The organism is Methylophilus sp. VKM B-3414, from assembly GCF_032248435.1.
Classification (GTDB): domain Bacteria; phylum Pseudomonadota; class Gammaproteobacteria; order Burkholderiales; family Methylophilaceae; genus Methylophilus; species Methylophilus glucosoxydans.
Map to the genome: position 1 here is coordinate 341155 of NZ_JAVTLI010000003.1, position 17602 is coordinate 358756.

The following is a 17602-nucleotide window of genomic DNA, read 5'->3' on the forward strand; positions in this document are numbered from 1 at the left end:
GGCTGCATCAATATCAATCATTCAGGCAAATCGGTTAAGATGTTGCGCGTGGGTGAGCGGTGGCGAGGGCCACTACTGCCTCTATCTTTAGTTAGTGGAGCGTGTGTTGCAATGAATAAAAAAATGATGCGGATTGTCACCCTTGCCATCGCGGTAATCGCGTTTGCCTGGGGGATTTATGAGATACAGATTCCGCACAAGATGGTGGCTATGGCCGCATTTGCCTTGACGCTGATGGCGCTGGCGGTGAATTATTTTGGCATTGAGGTATTTGAGAAGCAGCATCGTGGTCTTTCCCTGGGCATGCTGATTTTTCTGTTTGGCTTTTATGCGGTCATGAATGAATACAAGCCTGCCGGTACGATATTGACTGTGGACCAAACCCGCTATGAAGTCGGTGCACAATTGATGGAGGTTGACGGCAGTGCGGCTTGCGGCAGCCTGAGCGATGCGCGCGAGGCTTTGCGTGAAGCGGCCAAGAGCTGTTTCGCGTTGTCTAAGGACAAGCGCGTCATGTGGTTTGGCAACAAATCAGTCCCGCCGCGCAAACCAGCAGATTTTGGTTTGACCGTGCCAGCCAGCCAGCAACCTTTAGACGGTTGTGCAGCTTGGGTCGCCGTCATCAACCAGCAATGCCCGACCTATTTGGGCGCACTGGACCAGCGCTCGCTGGATAACCTGCTCGGCAAATAAGCCCCATTCTAATAACTTGCCCGTGGCTAGCCTGTTTGGTTAGGCACGGGTGAGTGCTTGTCAGCGTCACGCAATATACGGCGCATCTCTTCACGACTCCTCCCTCCGGCGCTCTGCTACAGCGCTCGTTACGCACACGCCTGTTTAAATAGGGTGTCCTAAATCCCGCAGCAATGGTATTTGTGATGGGGAGGGTCGCTTTTGAGCGGATTGGGTGAGTGGTGTTTACTCGTTATTCAACTTAGGCTGTGTACCATATGCATCGTTAAGACAGCACATGTGCCATGTAGTCTACTTGCGTGCCGAGGTCGATTGAATGCTCTCAAGCATTGTCACGCTCAGGTGGTCTAGGTGACTTAGACAAAAGGGATGGTTGAAGTTGTGGATTGATTTCGCAGGACAGCAAAAACAAAGGGATTCCATTTTTCGGAATCCCTTTGTTTTGTCAGATCGCCTGCTTTAGCCTAGGCGATCTGCTTAGGCTTGGTTTGGGTTACGCTTAACGCCAGCCACCGCCCAAAGAGCGATAGAGATTGATCATGGCAGACATCTGTTGCTGCTTGGTGTCTATCAACTCCATTTTGGCATCCAGCGCATCACGTTGCGTCAGCAGTACTTCACCGTAATCCGCGCGGGCATTTTTAAACAGCTGGTTGGCCACGTCAATCGACTGCGTCAACTGGTTAACCTGGTCGGTTTTCAGGCTGAAGTTTTTGCTCAGGTTATCGACGTTGGCAATTTGATTCGCCACTTCCATATAAGCATTGATGATGGTTTGCTCATACTCGTAAGCTTTTTCAATTTGCGAGGCACTGGCATTTTTATACTCGGCAATGATCGCGTTCCGGTTGATCAATGGCCCCATCAAGCCCGCGCCCAGTGAAGCGCCCAGTGCATCTGGGATATTCAGCAAATACTGCGGCTTGAAGGCCTGAAAGCCCAGTCCGGCGTTCATGGTGAACGAGGGATAGAAGTTAGCCCTGGCCACATCAATATTCAGCTTGGCCGCTGCGAGTTCGAGCTCTGAGCGACGGATATCCGGGCGGTTGGCCAGCATTTGTGATGGCAGGCCAGTCTCGACTGCTTTAGGCTGTAGTTCCATGAAGCCATCGCTGTTGCGTGCAATTGGTTGCGAGGTGCGACCCAGCAGCATATTGATGCGGTTCTCAGCCTCGGTAATTTGCTGCTTGATCACGTACTGCTTGCTCTGGTTCTTTTTCACTTCGGCTTCAAACCGTTTGACCGCAAGTGAGGTTGAGCGCGCGTATTTCTGCAGTTCACGAATCACATTGAGCGCATTCTGCTGAATCTCAATGTTTTTTTGCAGCGTCAGCAACTGGTTATCCAGCGCGACCAGCTCGTAGTAGCTGTTGGCCACCTCAGCCACCAAATTGGTGACCAGGAAGCTTTTGCCTTCTGTGGTCGCCATGTAGTCGAGCACGGCAACTTGTTGTGCATTACGCAGTTTGTGCCAGATGTCGACTTCCCAGGAGGCTACCAGCCCAAACTGGTAGTCGCCAAGAAAGGTCGGGAAGGATTGATTATGAATCTTGAGGCCATCTTCGACCGCACCCAGCCGGGTAAACTTGCTGGTTTTTTCATAATCAATGCCACCACCGGCATTCACAAAAGGCAGGTAAGCACCGCGTCTAGCCTGAATTTCGTTCTGCGCCATCGAGATACGCTGCGCCATCATCTGGATCTCTTTATTGTTGGCCACGGCCGTATCAATCAGAGAGACCAGATTCTGGTCCTGGAAGAACTCTTTCCAGCTCACACTGGCACTGCTTTGTGTGTCGGCCGCGGCCGCTTTACCACTATATTGCGCGGGTAAGGCGGTGTCGGCCTCCTTGGTCATGATGTTGGGGATCGCACAGGACTGCAGCATGGCTGCAACTGCACCGCTTACCAGCCAATACAGATATTTATTAGTGGTCATGTTCGTCTTCTTCTTCATGTCTGTTGTACTCGTAGGACTCAGTCAGTGGGTTCTGATCTTCCTTGCGGATCAGCGTTTTACCGTCCGCCAAGCTGGCGAAAATATAGTAAAGGCCAGGAATCACGACCACACCAAAGAGCGTCCCGAATAACATGCCGCCCAAGGCCGAGGTACCGATGGTCCGGTTACCAATCGCACCGGCCCCGGTCGCGACCGTCAATGGAATCAGGCCGGCAATAAAGGCAAACGAGGTCATTAAGATTGGTCTGAAACGTGCTTTTGCCCCGGCGATGGCGGCCTCTTTGATAGAGGCGCCTTTTTCACGCGCTTGTACCGCAAACTCTACAATCAGCACTGCGTTCTTACCAAGCAAGCCCACCAGCATGATCAAGCCAATCTGCGCATACACGTCATTGGCCAACCCGGCCATTTTCAGCAACAGGAAGCTACCGAAAATACCAACTGGCAACGACAGCATGACCGCAAACGGAATAATGAAGCTTTCATATTGTGCGGCCAGCACCATGTAAACGAATACCAGCACCACCATGAAAATAATGATGTTTTCATTGCCACGGCGTTCTTCGTCAAAGCTCAAGCCTTCCCAGCCCACTGAGTAGCCTTTAGGCAGAGATTTAGCGGCTTCTTTGATGGCATTGATTGCAGAGGCGGTGGTGTAGCCTTCAGCAGGCTCGGCACGCAGCGCTGCAGAGTTAAACAAGTTGTAACGGGTAATTTCGTTAGGACCCTGTTGTTTCTTCATCGTCATGAAGGCTGAGTAAGGCACCATCTCGCCATCTTCATTGCGTACATAGTAGTTCAGGATGTCGCTAGGGAAGCGGCGGAACTCAGGCGCAGCCTGGGTATACACCCGGAAGTAGTAGTTAAAGCGGATGAATGCCAGCTCAAAGGTACTGCCCACCAGCACGTCGAGGTTGTCCATCGCATCGGCAATCGTGACTTTTTTCTGCATGGCACGTTGCGGATCAATGATCAAGTCGTACTGTGGATAGTTGGCCGCATAGAAGGTAAACAAACCGGTTAATTCTTTGCGTTTTGCCAGAGCCTTCATGAAGTCTTTGTTGATGTCATCAAACTTCTGGTAATCCAGCGAGCCGGTTTTATCCAGCAAGCGGAAGGCCAGGCCTGACGCGGTACCATAACCAGGCACTGCAGGCGGTTCAAAGTATTCAATCCGCGCGCCAAAGTTTTCGGTGGCTTTCTCCAGTAATTTGAGTACGTCGGCAACCGTCTCTTTACGTTCTTCCCAGTCCTTGAGGTTGATAATACAAGTACCGGCGTTAGAGCCGCGCCCTTCGGTCAGCACCTCGTAACCCGCCAAGGCGGTCACAGACTGCACTGCAGGAATTTTCTTCGCTACTTTTTGCAGCTCTTGTGACACCTGATAGGTGGTTTCCAGTGTTGAGCCTGGAGGGGTCTGGATAATTGCATAAATCATGCCCTGGTCTTCACCGGGAATGAAGCCCTCTGGAATGATTTTAACAATCGAAACAATCCCGAAAGAGAACAGCCCAATCACCAGAAAGGTGATCGTGCGCTGAGTCACCAGTTTTTCAAGGAAGGCCGTGTAATAATCAGTTACCTTGTCAAAGCCCTTGTTGAACAGGTCCAAAAACAGGTTGATCGGGTTACGGCTTCTGGGCTGGCCATGTGTATTCTTCAAGATCATCGCGCACAGCACGGGGGTCAGGGTCAGCGCAATAATGCCTGACAACACGATGGAGGACGCCATGGTGATCGCAAACTGGCGGTAGAACACACCCACCGGACCCGGCAGGAAGGTAATTGGCACAAATACCGAGGTCATCAGCAAGGTGATCGCGACCACCGCGCCGCCGATTTCACCCAGGACGCGTTGTACCGCGGCGTAAGGGCCGACATGGTCAGAGGCCATTTTGGCGTGTACCGCTTCCACCACCACAATCGCATCGTCGACGACCACCCCGATCGCCAGCACCATGGCAAACAGCGTAATCAGGTTGATACTCAAGCCGAAGGAGCTCATCACGGCAAACGCCCCGATCAGCGAGATGGGCACCGCGATCAACGGAATCAGGGTAGAGCGCCAGTCACCGAGGAAAATGAACACCACCAGCGATACCAGCACAAACGCTTCAACCAGCGTATGCAAGACCTTGTGGATAGAAGCATCTACAAAGCGTGACACGTCGTAGTTGATTTCATAGGTCATGCCAGCCGGGAAGGTCGGTTTGAGCTCTTCCAGCGTTTTCTTGACGTTTTCAATCACTTCTTTCGCGTTGGTGTTGTAGTTTTGCTTCAACACAATCGAGGCAGAAGGATAACCGTCTTTGTTGGAGTAAATGTCGTAGAACTCACTGCCCAGCATGACTTTGGCAATGTCTTTCAGGCGCAGAATCTCACCTGAGGGGGTGGAGCGGATCACAATATTTTCATATTGCTCAGGCTTTTCATAGCGGCTGGCGCTATACACCAGGGTGTATTCCTTGGCTTGCGCCTGCAGCCCCGAGCTTTGCCCCAAACGGCCGGGACGACCAATCAAACTCTGGTTGGACATCGCATCCATGACTTCTTTGGAAGACACGTTGTAAGCCCGCATGCGGTCAGGGTTTAAATACACCCGCATGGCATATTGACGGCTACCCAAAATCTGCGCCCAGGCAATGCCGTTCACGCGCTGGATTTCAGGAATCACGTTAATTTGTGAGTAGTTGTAGAGGAATTTCTGGTCCGCGTTTTTATCGGTACTGTACATGTTCACGTACATCAACATGCTAGGCTGTACCTTGTTCAGGATCACCCCTTCCAGTTGTACCAGCTGTGGCAGACGGTTGATGACCTGGTCCAGCCTGACCTTGGTGTTCACCATCGCTTCGTTCGGGTCTACCCCCTGGTCAAAATAGACCTGGATGGTGGCTTCACCCGCACTGGTCGCGTCGGACACGATGTATTTCATGCCGGGCACACCGTTAATGGCGCGCTCAAGTGTAATCAGTGACGATTGCACCAGCACGCTGGCGCTGGAGCCAGGATAAGCCAGGAAGATCAATACGCGCGGTGGCGCAATGTCTGGAAACTGCTCGACCGGCAGACTTTTAATGGACAAGAAGCCAGTAAACGTCAGGAGCAGGGACAGTACGATGGCCAGTACTGGGCGTTTGAGGAATATGTTAAGCATATGTGTTCACCTGATGTTTCGTTATTCTGCGTACAGCTTCAGTTCAGGAACAACCTTGTCGGGTGTTTTAAAGTCCTCAATGATCTTGTCACCTTTGGTGACGCGGCGCAGGCCTTCAATCAACACATGATCGGTGTCTTGCAGGCCGCTCTCGATGATGGACATGTCTTGAATGTCAGCCGCCACTTTAACCAGTCGTTGTTCCAGTTTGTGATCCTTGCCCACCACGAACACATACTGTTGGTCGAGAATTTCAAAAATCGCTTTTTGTGGAATCAGCATGGCGTTTTTGTAAGGGATATCCATCATGATGTTACCGGTCTCGCCATGACGTAACAGACGCTCAGGGTTCATGAAGCCTGCCCGGAACTCGATGTTACCGGTTTTGTTGTCAAAGTCGGCTTCGATGGTTTCGATGACCCCCTGCTGGTTAAACACCTGGCCATTGGCCATGCGCAGATGCACCTTGACCTGTTTTTCATCTTCATGACGGGCTTTAAAGTCCAGATACTCGGATTCTGGCACGTTAAAGTAGACCCACATTTTGCTGATGTCAGACAGCGTGGTCAGCAAGTCACCCTCTTGCATCAGGCTACCTTTCCGCACAAACAGGTGGTCCATGATGCCGTCAAACGGCGCATTGATGTCGGTAAAGTTCAAGTGCGTCTGGTGCAGGTTCACTTCAGCCAGCGCCTTGTCGAGTTTGGCTTTGGCAATCGCCAGCTCGTTTAGCGACACAACATTTTTTTCGGCCAGCGCCTTGGTGTTTTCGTATTCAATCTGAATGGCATTGGCCTCAGCCTTGGCGCGCATCAATTCCGCCTGGTAGATATTCGGCATGATCTTGAACATGGGCTGGCCAGCTTTGACATATTTGCCTTCGTCGACAAAGATATCCTGCAAGTAGCCACGCTCCAGCGCGCGCATTTCAATATGCCGGATGGCATGGATCTGGCAGACATACTCTTTAATCAGCGTGGTGTCTTTGCGCATCGGGGTGGTGACTTCCAGTTTGGGAAGCTCTTCCTTGGGCGCTTCTTCTTTATGACAAGCGCCTAGCAGGGAGCCAAGCAAGCCTAAAACGATTAAGTGCTGTTTCATCATAAGTGTGTTCTTATCTTAATTAAATTGAAGAGGAATACTGGTTAAACAGCCATCTGGCATCTTGTAGGCGTATGCCGCCAGGGAATGTTCACCCACCGTTGGACTCTGGGCGCCAGTACCATGTCACCGGACATGATGCAGGACAGGGAGGGCGCATCGGTTACAAACACTATCAACTTGAATCGGGTAGTAACAGCATGCGCATGGGCACAGAGTGGCCTAAACAGATGCGGGGGGAGCCCGTGAGTGCAGGTGGCGAACCACCGTGCGGTGTTTGATCAGGCGCTGACGTGGCAAAGCCAGTAGCGCAAACGGAATCACGCAGGCAATGACGAAGCTTGCGGGCAGGTTAATCAAAGGCAATAATGAGGGAAACGGCGATTCACCATCGGCGGAAGGTTCGCTAATCTCGGCAATCCGCACGCGCACCACATCATCACGGTAGCTGGAGTGGTCAGAGAACTCTGCCACCAGGGCCACCCCGAGCACAGCCAGCAGCACTGTGACGACCCACAGTCTGAGCTTGTATGCGGCTGTATTCAGAGGTTTATCCATATATCAGTGAATGGCTATCATCAATAGTTGTTAGTATGGGGTGTATGTTTACGGTTTATTGCTGTGATAAGGCACTGTTTTCACTGGCTAATCGTTTTGATCAGCCAGGTGACGCTTTCACACATTGATCGCCGTAAATGGGATTTACAATGCTTACATTAAACCCTTTTACGTTTGGAATGACAATACGATTTTGCGCCAAGTTCGGCCAAAATGGCCGTTTGTAAGCTGGGTGTCAGCTAGAAGCCCAAATGTGGCCGTAAATAGGTCAATACAATGGGCAGGCCGATGGCACTGATCACGCCATTGAGCCCCATCGCCATGCTGGCAAACACCCCGGCTTCTTCATTGACACTAAACGCGCGTGTAATGCCCAGACCATGCGCGCCCACCCCAATCGCCGTGCCGCGTATCCACCACTGCTGAACTTTGACCGCATTGAGGATATAGGGGGCCAGAATCGCCCCCAGCATGCCGGTGATCACGGTAAACACCGCCGTCAGCGTCGGCGACACGTTCAGGCGCTCGGCAATGCCCATGGCAATCGGCGCCGTCACCGATTTGGCATACATGCTGCCCACAATGTTGTCGGTCGCGCCCATCAGCTTGGCAATGGCCACCGCGCTGGCAATAGACACCGTACTGCCCACGGTGAGCGCCACCCAGATGTGAAAAATCTTGCCTTGCATGCGCTTGAAGCCGTTGTATATCGGCACTGCCAGGGCGACGGTCGCCGTGCCCAGCAAAAAGTGCACAAACTGCGCACCTTCAAAGTATTTTTCATAAGGCATGTCCAGCAGGTCTATGGTCAGGCAGGTGAGCAGCACCGAAATGGCGACCGGATTGACCAGCGGATGACGCTTGGCGCGCACATACAACAGGTAGCCGAGCTGATAACTGGCCAGCGTAATAATCAGCGCAAACAGTGGGTCACCCGACAGGTAGACCCAAATTTCGGCAATTGGCAGGCGCTTACTCATGGCGGTGCCCCTTATTGCGCTTGAGTGAAACATACCAGAATAGTTTGAGCACAATGGCGGTGACGGCGATGGTCAGAATCACGCTCACCAGCAGGGCAGTGCCTACCGCCAGGGCATGCGTTTGCAGCTCGGGCAGAAACAGCAGCACGCCGACCGAGGCGGGTACAAATAACAATCCCAGATGCTGGCGGAAACTGTCGGCCACCAGGCCGAGGTCGGCATTCACCTGCCCACGGGCACATAAAAACACCAGCAAGAGCAGCAGGCCCAGCACCGGTCCGGGGATGCCGGGTAAAAAGAATTTACTGAGCAGCTCGCCCAGCCCCTGCCATAAAAAAAGTTGTACCAAGCCTGAAATCATCTGTGAATCCGTTTGTCTGTGTGGTCCCTGCGTGATGGATAAAGCCATACGCCTTTGAATCAGCGCTATGTTAAATGCATTTTTTTATTTCGCCTATCCGGTTTAGGCGAGCTCGGGATTTCCACCCAATGCTCCAGATTAAGCCTTGCGCCGACAGGCAAGGAGCCGCCTTGTGCTTGTGATAAAATATTACTTTTGTTTTCAAGTTGATACGCATGACGCAACTGCCGGTTTCCGCGACTGAACAATGGCTCCGTGAGGCGCTTTCCCAACGCATCCTGATTCTGGATGGTGCCATGGGTACCATGATCCAGCGCTACAAGTTGACCGAAGCCGATTACCGTGGCGAGCGCTTCAAGGATTTTCAGGGCCCGGCAGGCGAACGCGAGCTGTTTGTCAAAGGCAACAACGAGCTGCTGACACTCACGCAACCGCAGGTGATTCAGGAAATTCACGAGCAATACCTGGCCGCGGGTGCCGACATCATTGAAACCAATACCTTTGGTGCCACCAGTGTGGCGCAAGATGATTACCATATGGCGCATCTGGTGTACGAGATGAACGTCGAAGCCGCCAAGCTGGCCAAGGCCGCCTGCGTCAAATACAGCACGCCGGACAAGCCGCGTTTTGTGGCGGGCGCCCTCGGGCCTACGCCAAAAACCGCCTCCATCTCGCCGGATGTCAACGACCCCGCAGCCCGTAACGTCAGTTTTGACCAGCTGGTGACTGCTTACCTGGAACAAATCCGTGGCCTGGTCGAAGGCGGCGCCGATATCCTCATGGTGGAAACCATTTTTGATACGCTTAACTGCAAGGCCGCGCTGTTTGCCATCGACAGTTTTTTTGAAGAACAGGGCAAGACCTGGCCGATCATGATCTCCGGTACCGTGACTGATGCCTCTGGCCGCATCCTGTCCGGCCAGACCGTGACTGCCTTCTGGCATTCGGTACGCCATGCCAGACCGCTGACCGTCGGCCTCAACTGTGCACTGGGTGCGACCCTGATGCGCCCGTATGCCGAAGAGCTGAGCAAAGTAGCCGATACCTTTGTCTGTATTTACCCGAATGCAGGTTTGCCCAACCCGATGTCTGATACCGGCTTTGATGAGACGCCCGACATCACCGCCAGCCTGGTCAAAGAATTTGCGCAAAGCGGCTTTATCAATATTGCCGGTGGCTGCTGCGGGACCACACCACCGCATATCAACGCCATTTATAACGCGATTAAAGACCTGCCACCACGCCAGGTGCCCACCTTGCCGGTGACGACCAAGTTGTCAGGCCTGGAACCGTTTGTGATTGATGAGCAGTCGCTGTTTGTCAACGTTGGTGAGCGGACCAACGTCACCGGCTCCAAAGCGTTTGCGCGCATGATCATCAACGAGCAATACGAAGAAGCGCTCAGCGTCGCGCGCCAGCAGGTGGAAAACGGCGCCCAGGTCATCGATATCAACATGGACGAAGGCATGCTGGATGCGGTTAAGGCCATGACGCATTTCCTCAATCTGGTTGCTTCCGAGCCGGATATTGCCCGTGTGCCCATCATGATCGACTCCTCCAAGTGGAACGTGATTGAAGCCGGCCTCAAGTGCGTGCAGGGCAAAGCCATCGTCAACTCCATCTCGATGAAAGAAGGCGAAGCCGAGTTTTTACGCCAGGCCAAATTATGCCGCCGCTACGGGGCTTCGGTCATCGTGATGGCCTTTGATGAAAAGGGCCAGGCTGATACCTTTGCCCGTAAAACTGAGATCTGTAAGCGGGCCTATGACTTGTTAGTGAGCACTGGCTTCCCGCCTGAAGACATTATTTTTGACCCGAATATTTTCGCCATTGCCACCGGCATCGAAGAGCACAACAACTACGCCGTGGACTTTATCGAAGCCACGCGCTGGATCAAGCAAAACCTGCCCTATGCGCGTATTTCCGGCGGGGTGTCTAATGTGAGCTTCAGCTTCCGCGGCAACGAGCCGGCGCGTGAAGCCATTCATACCGTGTTCCTCTACCATGCGATTAAAGCCGGCATGACCATGGGCATCGTCAACGCAGGCATGGTCGGTGTCTATGACGATATTGCGCCTGAGCTACGCGAGCGCGTCGAAGACGTGGTGCTTAACCGCGTGGTGGACCCTGACAATCCATTAGCTGCCACCGAGCGCATGATCGAAATCGCCGGCACGCTGGTCGCAGGCGGCAAAAAAGCAGAAGCCACGCTGGCTTGGCGCGGCACCCCTGAAAACCCGGTGCCTGCCAATAAACGCCTCGAATATGCGCTGGTACATGGCATCACCGACTTTATCGTCGCCGACACTGAAGAAGTGCGTCAGGACATCATGAGCAAGGGCGGCCGTCCGATTCACGTGATTGAAGGGCCACTCATGGATGGCATGAACGTGGTCGGTGACCTGTTTGGCCAAGGCAAGATGTTTTTGCCGCAAGTGGTGAAGTCCGCGCGCGTCATGAAATCCGCCGTGGCGCACCTGATCCCGTTTATTGAAGAAGAAAAAGCTGCCGAAGAGCGCCGCACAGGCATGGTCGCCAAGCCCAAGGGCAAAGTGGTGATTGCCACAGTCAAAGGTGATGTGCACGATATTGGTAAAAACATCGTCTCAGTGGTGTTGCAGTGCAACAACTTCGAGGTGGTGAATATGGGCGTCATGGTGCCCGCCGCTGAAATCCTGGAGATGGCTAAACGCGAGAATGCTGACATTATCGGCCTGTCTGGCCTGATCACACCATCCCTCGAAGAAATGGCCTATATCGCCAAAGAGATGCAGCGCGACCCGCACTTTGTTGAGCAGCAAACCCCCTTGCTGATCGGTGGCGCGACCACCTCACGTGCGCACACTGCGGTAAAAATTGCACCCAATTACACCGGCCCGGTCATTTACGTGCCCGATGCCTCACGCTCGGTCAGCGTCATGCAAAACCTGCTCACGCCGGAAACGCGTGGGGCTTACCTGGCTGAGATCCAGGCCGACTATGAAAAAGCCCGCCAGCAACACGCCAATAAAAAAGGCGTGCCCATGCTGAGCCTGGCTGAAGCACGCGCCAATGCCGCACAACTCACTTTCACGGGTGATTATGCGCCACTGAAACCCAAGTTTATTGGCCGCCGCGTGTTCAAAAACATCGACCTCGCGCTTATCGCGCAATATATTGACTGGGGCCCTTTCTTTCAGACCTGGGACCTGGCCGGGTTTTATCCGGCGATTTTAAAGGACGAAGTCGTCGGCGAAGCCGCCACCAAGGTGTTTGCTGAAGCGCAAATCATGCTCAAGCGCATCATTGATGGCCGCTGGCTCAGCGCCAATGGCGTGATCGCCTTGCTGCCTGCCAACCAGGTGAATACGGACGATATCGAAATCTACACCGACGACAGCCGCAGCCAGGTCGCCTTGACCTGGTACGGCATGCGTCAGCAAACGCAAAAACCGGTGATCGATGGCGTCGCCCGCCCCAACCAGTGCATGGCCGACTTTATTGCGCCTAAAGGGGTCGACGATTACATTGGCCTGTTTGCCGTCACCGCGGGTCTGGGCATGGAAAAACGCCTGGCCGAGTTTGAGAAAAACCACGATGACTACAACGCCATCATGTTCAAGTCACTGGCCGACCGTTTGGCTGAAGCTTTTGCCGAATACATGCACGAGCGTGTGCGTACCGATTTCTGGGGCTATGCCGCCGATGAAGACTTGAGCAACGAAGCGCTGATTAAAGAGCAATACCGCGGCATCCGCCCGGCACCCGGCTACCCGGCCTGCCCGGACCACACCGTGAAGTCCGAGATGTTCAAGGTGTTGCAGGCAGAAGAAATTGACATGCAACTCACCGATAGCTACGCCATGATTCCGGCGGCGGCTGTCAGTGGCTTCTACCTCGCGCACCCTGAGTCGCGCTATTTCAGTGTCGATAAGATTGGCAATGATCAGGTGGAAGACATGGCACAGAGAAGGAATGTGGATAAGGCTTGGTTGGAGCGGTGGTTAGCGCCTAACCTAGGGTAAGGGCAGATGAAAAAGCGTACTGAATAGTGCGCTTTTTTGTTTATGGATTGAATGTCGTGCTTTGATCCGTCATTCTGGTGTAGGCCGGAATCCAGGTAGCGTGAATACTGAGCTCAATGCTACAAGCGAGCGTTGTAGGGTAGGGTATGCATGCTCACGCGTAAGTGGTTGTTTGTTAGGTTGCTTTTCGCTTTTTCAGCGAGTGACTTTTCTTTGCTTGCCCAAAGAATAAGTCACCAAAAGAAATGCACCCTAGCTTCCGCTTGTTCCCTGCGTTGCTCACCAAAACAAGCGGTCACGAAACTCGACCTGGCAGCTCACAAAATACGTGAGCTGCTGCGGGACTCGAACAGTCGCTCCCTTTATTCTTGTTTTGCCTGCGCTACTCGGCGCGGCAGATAGGGGCCCGAAAAATCCGTGAGCGCCACCTTTTGTGAATTAAAGAACGAATTTGAGTTTTTGAACGGTCCAAGCTTCAACAGTGAGCGTTTGGCGAGATGAATCCCATCCCATCACGCTTGATTTCATTGCTTGGCAGGCGGAATAAGGTTGCAGCTTGTTTGAATCCCGCAGCAGCTTACGGGTTGTGTAAGCTGCCAGGTTGAGTTCTGCAACCGCGACTGACGAGTAATGAAATCAAGGTAGCCTTTAGGCCGTGATGGCTGGGTGCCCTCTTCTTTGGTTACTTTCTGTGGGGCAAGCAACAGAAAGTAACTCGCCTACGGGCGAAATAAAATGTGGCTTAAACGATGTGATCTACTATTTGCCTAAAAATCACCTTTTGAATAACGGCCCTATCGCCGCCATCAACCTTTCCGTTGTCCCTCTATGCTGCAAGGTAAACCCCTTTGCTGCTTCCGCCATTGTTCGCACTCTCGTTTTATCTGCCGCCAAGGCAGCAACCATGCCATGCAACTCACTCACATCCTTTAGCTGTACCGCCGCATCCGCCATGACCGCCGCTTGCGCCACTTGCGCAAAATTAAACATATGCGGTCCCAGTATGGTCGGCACGCCCATGGCGGCGGCTTCAATCAGGTTTTGCCCGCCCAGCGGCTGCAGGCTGCCGCCCATCACGGCAAAGTCGCTGGCGGCATAGTAGGTGTACATTTCACCCATGCTGTTGCCCAGCACGACTTGCACATCGGCAGGCAATGGCTGGACCAGTTCGGTGCGCAACACATAGCGCAGGCCACGGGCTTTGAGCAGCGCTTCCACCTCGGCAAAGCGTTGTGGATGGCGGGGCACCAGCAGGGTGAGCACATCTAGGCCTTGCACGGCATCGAGAATCAGCGATTCTTCGCCTTCGCGCGTGCTGGCGGCCATGCATACCGTGCGGTGTGGGCCTAGTTGCTGGCGCAAGGCCGTCCCTTTGTCGGTGCTGTCTGCGGGGGGCGTGACATCAAACTTGAGGTTGCCGCAAATCATCGGTTGGGCGGCGCCCAGGGTGTGCAGGCGTTGGGCATCGGCCTGGGTTTGGGCGGCGATGAGGGTGAGTTGCTGCAAGCCCTGGCGGGTGAGGCTGCCGAGTTTGGCATAGCCACGCGCGGACTTTTCCGAGAGGCGGGCGCTGAGCAAGGCCATGGGGATGTGCTGGCGGCTGGCCTGGTCAATTAAGTGAAACCAGAGCTCGGTTTCCATCAGCACGCCGAATGCCGGCTTAAAGTGGGCGAGAAAGCGCCTGGCTGCGCCGGGCGTGTCTACCGGCAGGTAGGCTTGCAGGACACGGCCACTGGCAATCTCGGCGCTGAATAACTGGCTGCTGGTCGCGCGGCCGGTCGGCGTGCCGTGCGTGATCAGCAGCTGGTGTTGCGGGTAGGTGCTCAGCAAGGCGTGAATCAGCGGTTGAGTGGCACGTGTTTCGCCCACCGAGACACAATGCACCCAGATCAGCGGACCACGTACCGATTGGCGGTAAAAGCCGTAGCGCTCAGCCACATGCTGGCGGTATTCCGGCTGCTTGAGGCCGCGCCAGAACAGCTTGAGCGGTAGCAGGAAGGCGATCACGGTCATGAGCAGGGTGTAGACAAATCTAGGCATGGCGGTATTTTCGCATATTTGCCCAACACTGACCTGTTGCGTATTGCCGACACCAGCAAAAGCAGGTGAGTGATGACTCACCTATGCCGTAGCGCCTGTTTCTATCACGCTAAAAAAAATGCAAGATGTTGCACGCAAAAAAGCATCAAAAAAAGCGCAAAAAATCGGTTGACGGCAACTAGCTATAGGCATAAATTATCGCCAGCAACACAAGATATTGTGTTTGGTCAGGGCCCGCACCCATGTCGCTGTGCAGGCCGGGCAAGCGGCATAAATACACAACAAAGCTTGTCATACCCTGGCCCCGTTCCAAAACGCATCCCGCCCCAGCCGTTGCCAAGCTTGTGGCGGATGTTTGTTGTAACAACCCTGTTTGTCAAACCAATAAGAATCACCAAGGTGTGGGAGAACTCGATGTTAAAAGCTGTTGAACAAAAGAAAGTCCAGTCAGAAGGCGTTGCCGTGGAGATTCCAGTGCAGCCCGTCTCACTCGATATTTGGGACAAGAAATACCGTCTCAAAACTAAGTCGGGCGAACATGTGGATCAGGACATGGACGATTCTTATCGCCGCGTTGCGCGCGCGCTGGCAGACGTCGAGACCACCGAAGAAAAGAAAAATGAATGGCACGAAAAGTTTTTGTGGGCATTGCGCCGTGGTGCGATTCCGGCAGGCCGCATCACCTCTAATGCGGGCGCGTTAGAACACAAACCAGCCACCTCTACCATCAACTGCACCGTGTCTGGCGTGATTGCCGACAGCATGGACGATATTTTAGGCAAAGTGCACGAAGCCGGCCTGACGCTCAAAGCCGGTTGCGGCATTGGTTACGAGTTTTCTACGCTACGTCCAAAAGGCGCATTTGTGGCCGGTGCCGGTGCCTATACTTCCGGCCCATTAAGCTTTATGGATATCTACGACAAGATGTGTTTCACCGTGTCCAGCGCCGGTGGCCGTCGTGGTGCACAAATGGCCACCTTTGATATTTCGCATCCAGACGTGACTGACTTTATCAAGGCCAAGCGTGAAAACGGCCGTTTGCGCCAGTTCAACCTGAGCTGCCTCATCACCAAAGAATTTATGGAAGCCGTGAAAGCCGATGCCGAATGGCGCCTGGCTTTCCCGGTGACTGAAAAAGAAGCCATTATTGACGGCCTCAATGTCAACGACGAATCACAAGTGGTGTGGCGTGATTGGCCGGTTAAACACAAATACCTGACCAAAACCGAAGGCCCTGAGGCCGGTAAAGTGGCTTGCCGCATTTACAAAACCATCAAGGCACGACGTCTGTGGGATGTGATTATGTCCTCCACCTACGACTTTGCCGAGCCTGGCTTTATTTTGATTGACCGCGTCAACGAGATGAACAACAACTGGTTCTGCGAAAACATCCGCGCGACCAACCCATGTGGTGAGCAACCACTGCCGCCATACGGCGCCTGCCTGCTGGGCTCAGTCAACTTGACCAAATTTGTGCGCGAGCCATTCACCGACAACGCGCATTTTGACTGGGACGAATACCGCGAAGTGGTGGCCGTGTTCACCCGCATGCTAGACAACGTGGTTGAAATCAACGGCCTGCCACTCGAGCAGCAACGCCAGGAAATCGCCCGCAAACGCCGCCACGGCATGGGCTACCTGGGCCTGGGCTCAACACTCACCATGCTCAAAATGAAGTACGGTGAAGAAGACTCAGTGAAGTTCACTGAAGAAGTCACCCGCATCATGGCCGAAGTGGGCTGGGAAGTAGGCGTGCAGCTGGCTGAAGAAAAAGGCCCGGCACCGATCATGGATGAAAAATTTGAAGTGACTGCCGACATGCTGCGCGTGCGCCCGGAAATGGCGGCTGACGGCATCAAGGTTGGCCAGAAACTGGCGGGTAAAGTATTGCTGGGTAAATACAGCCGCTACATGCAGCAGTTCCCGGAAGGCCTGCGTAACCAGATCGCGACCAAGGGTGTACGCTTTACGCACCACAGCTCCATCGCACCAACCGGTACGATTTCCCTGAGCCTGGCCAACAACGCCAGCAACGGTATCGAGCCTAGCTTTGCCCACCACTATGCACGTAACGTGATCCGTGAAGGCAAAAAATCGAAAGAGAAAGTCGATGTATTCAGCTACGAGTTGCTGGCTTACCGTGAACTGGTGAACCCAAACGCCATGCCGTTTAGTGATAAACCAGAAGAGCAGTTGCCAGATTACTTCCTCGATTCATCCACCATCATGGCAAAAGCCCACGTGGATATTCAGGCCGCGGCGCAAAAATGGATTGATAGCTCCATCTCAAAAACCATTAACGTGCCTACCGATTACGACTTTGAGGACTTTAAAAACATCTACCTCTACGCGTATGACAAAGGCCTCAAAGGTTGCACGACCTTTAGGTTTAATCCCGAGGCATTCCAAGGGGTTCTGGTGACCGAGAAAGATTTGGAAAGCACCACTTACAAGTTTACGCTGGAAGATGGCACCGAGGTCGAAGCCAAAGGCAACGAAGAGATTGAATATGATGGTGAGATTCACACGGCAGCGAACCTGTTTGATGCGTTTAAAGAAGGATATTACGGCAAATTCTAAATTTAGCCATTTCAAACGACTGCGTTCGTTAATACGTTGTTGCGTTTGAATTTTTAATCCTCATGTACTACTTGTACACTCCGGTTAAAAATCCAAACGCGCCTAGTCTTAACATCACTCGCTTCGTTTGACTCTGTCTAAATTGCACTATTTTTAATGATTGAATTT

The 17602-nt window shown here is 53.3% G+C and carries 10 protein-coding genes; 3 read left to right on the forward strand and 7 right to left on the reverse strand.

The genetic code is table 11. The annotated features are described in order from the left end of the window. Nucleotides 1–111: 111 nt before the first annotated feature. Nucleotides 112–693 carry a hypothetical protein gene (locus tag Q9292_RS03855; RefSeq protein WP_313984966.1) on the forward strand — a complete coding sequence of 194 codons (582 nt, stop codon included), beginning with the start codon at nucleotides 112–114 and terminating at the stop codon, nucleotides 691–693. Between the two features lie 499 nt (nucleotides 694–1192). On the opposite strand, the gene Q9292_RS03860 is transcribed toward Q9292_RS03855, so the two are convergent. The 6 genes from Q9292_RS03860 to Q9292_RS03885 all read right to left on the reverse strand — a co-directional run bounded on the left by Q9292_RS03860 (nucleotide 1193) and on the right by Q9292_RS03885 (nucleotide 8810). Continuing rightward, on the reverse strand, nucleotides 1193–2632 hold the full coding sequence (locus Q9292_RS03860; protein ID WP_313984969.1) for a TolC family protein: 1440 nt from the start codon (nucleotides 2630–2632) through the stop codon (nucleotides 1193–1195). After that, nucleotides 2622–5810, reverse strand: coding sequence for an efflux RND transporter permease subunit (locus Q9292_RS03865; protein ID WP_194748949.1), 3189 nt, complete (start codon nucleotides 5808–5810; stop codon nucleotides 2622–2624). Before Q9292_RS03865 ends, Q9292_RS03860 begins: the two co-directional genes overlap by 11 nt. Nucleotides 5811–5831: 21 nt before the next feature. After that, entirely contained in the window at nucleotides 5832–6914 is a 1083-nt protein-coding gene (locus Q9292_RS03870; RefSeq protein WP_275357881.1) for an efflux RND transporter periplasmic adaptor subunit, read from the reverse strand. A 219-nt stretch (nucleotides 6915–7133) separates the two neighbouring features. Then, nucleotides 7134–7469: a hypothetical protein gene (locus Q9292_RS03875; RefSeq protein ID WP_313984976.1), complete on the reverse strand. Its 336-nt coding sequence runs from the start codon at nucleotides 7467–7469 to the stop codon at nucleotides 7134–7136. A 239-nt stretch (nucleotides 7470–7708) separates the two neighbouring features. Next, complete coding sequence (locus tag Q9292_RS03880; RefSeq protein WP_194748946.1) at nucleotides 7709–8449, reverse strand: LrgB family protein; 741 nt, start codon at nucleotides 8447–8449, stop codon at nucleotides 7709–7711. Continuing rightward, nucleotides 8442–8810 carry a CidA/LrgA family protein gene (locus Q9292_RS03885; RefSeq protein ID WP_194748945.1) on the reverse strand — a complete coding sequence of 123 codons (369 nt, stop codon included), beginning with the start codon at nucleotides 8808–8810 and terminating at the stop codon, nucleotides 8442–8444. Before Q9292_RS03885 ends, Q9292_RS03880 begins: the two co-directional genes overlap by 8 nt. Before the next feature lie 215 nt (nucleotides 8811–9025). Here Q9292_RS03885 and metH point away from each other — a divergent pair, with 215 nt between their 5' ends. Then, the gene (metH, locus tag Q9292_RS03890) at nucleotides 9026–12814 is read left to right on the forward strand and encodes a methionine synthase (protein ID WP_313984983.1); all 3789 of its coding nucleotides are present in this window, start codon (nucleotides 9026–9028) and stop codon (nucleotides 12812–12814) included. Between the two features lie 774 nt (nucleotides 12815–13588). On the opposite strand, the gene waaA is transcribed toward metH, so the two are convergent. Beyond that, nucleotides 13589–14854, reverse strand: a complete 1266-nt coding sequence (gene waaA, locus Q9292_RS03895; protein ID WP_409934471.1) for a lipid IV(A) 3-deoxy-D-manno-octulosonic acid transferase — start codon at nucleotides 14852–14854, stop codon at nucleotides 13589–13591. Nucleotides 14855–15268: 414 nt separating this feature from the next. On the opposite strand from waaA, the gene Q9292_RS03900 reads away from it, so the two are divergent. After that, nucleotides 15269–17434, forward strand: coding sequence for an adenosylcobalamin-dependent ribonucleoside-diphosphate reductase (locus tag Q9292_RS03900; RefSeq protein WP_313984989.1), 2166 nt, complete (start codon nucleotides 15269–15271; stop codon nucleotides 17432–17434). Nucleotides 17435–17602: the final 168 nt, after the last annotated feature.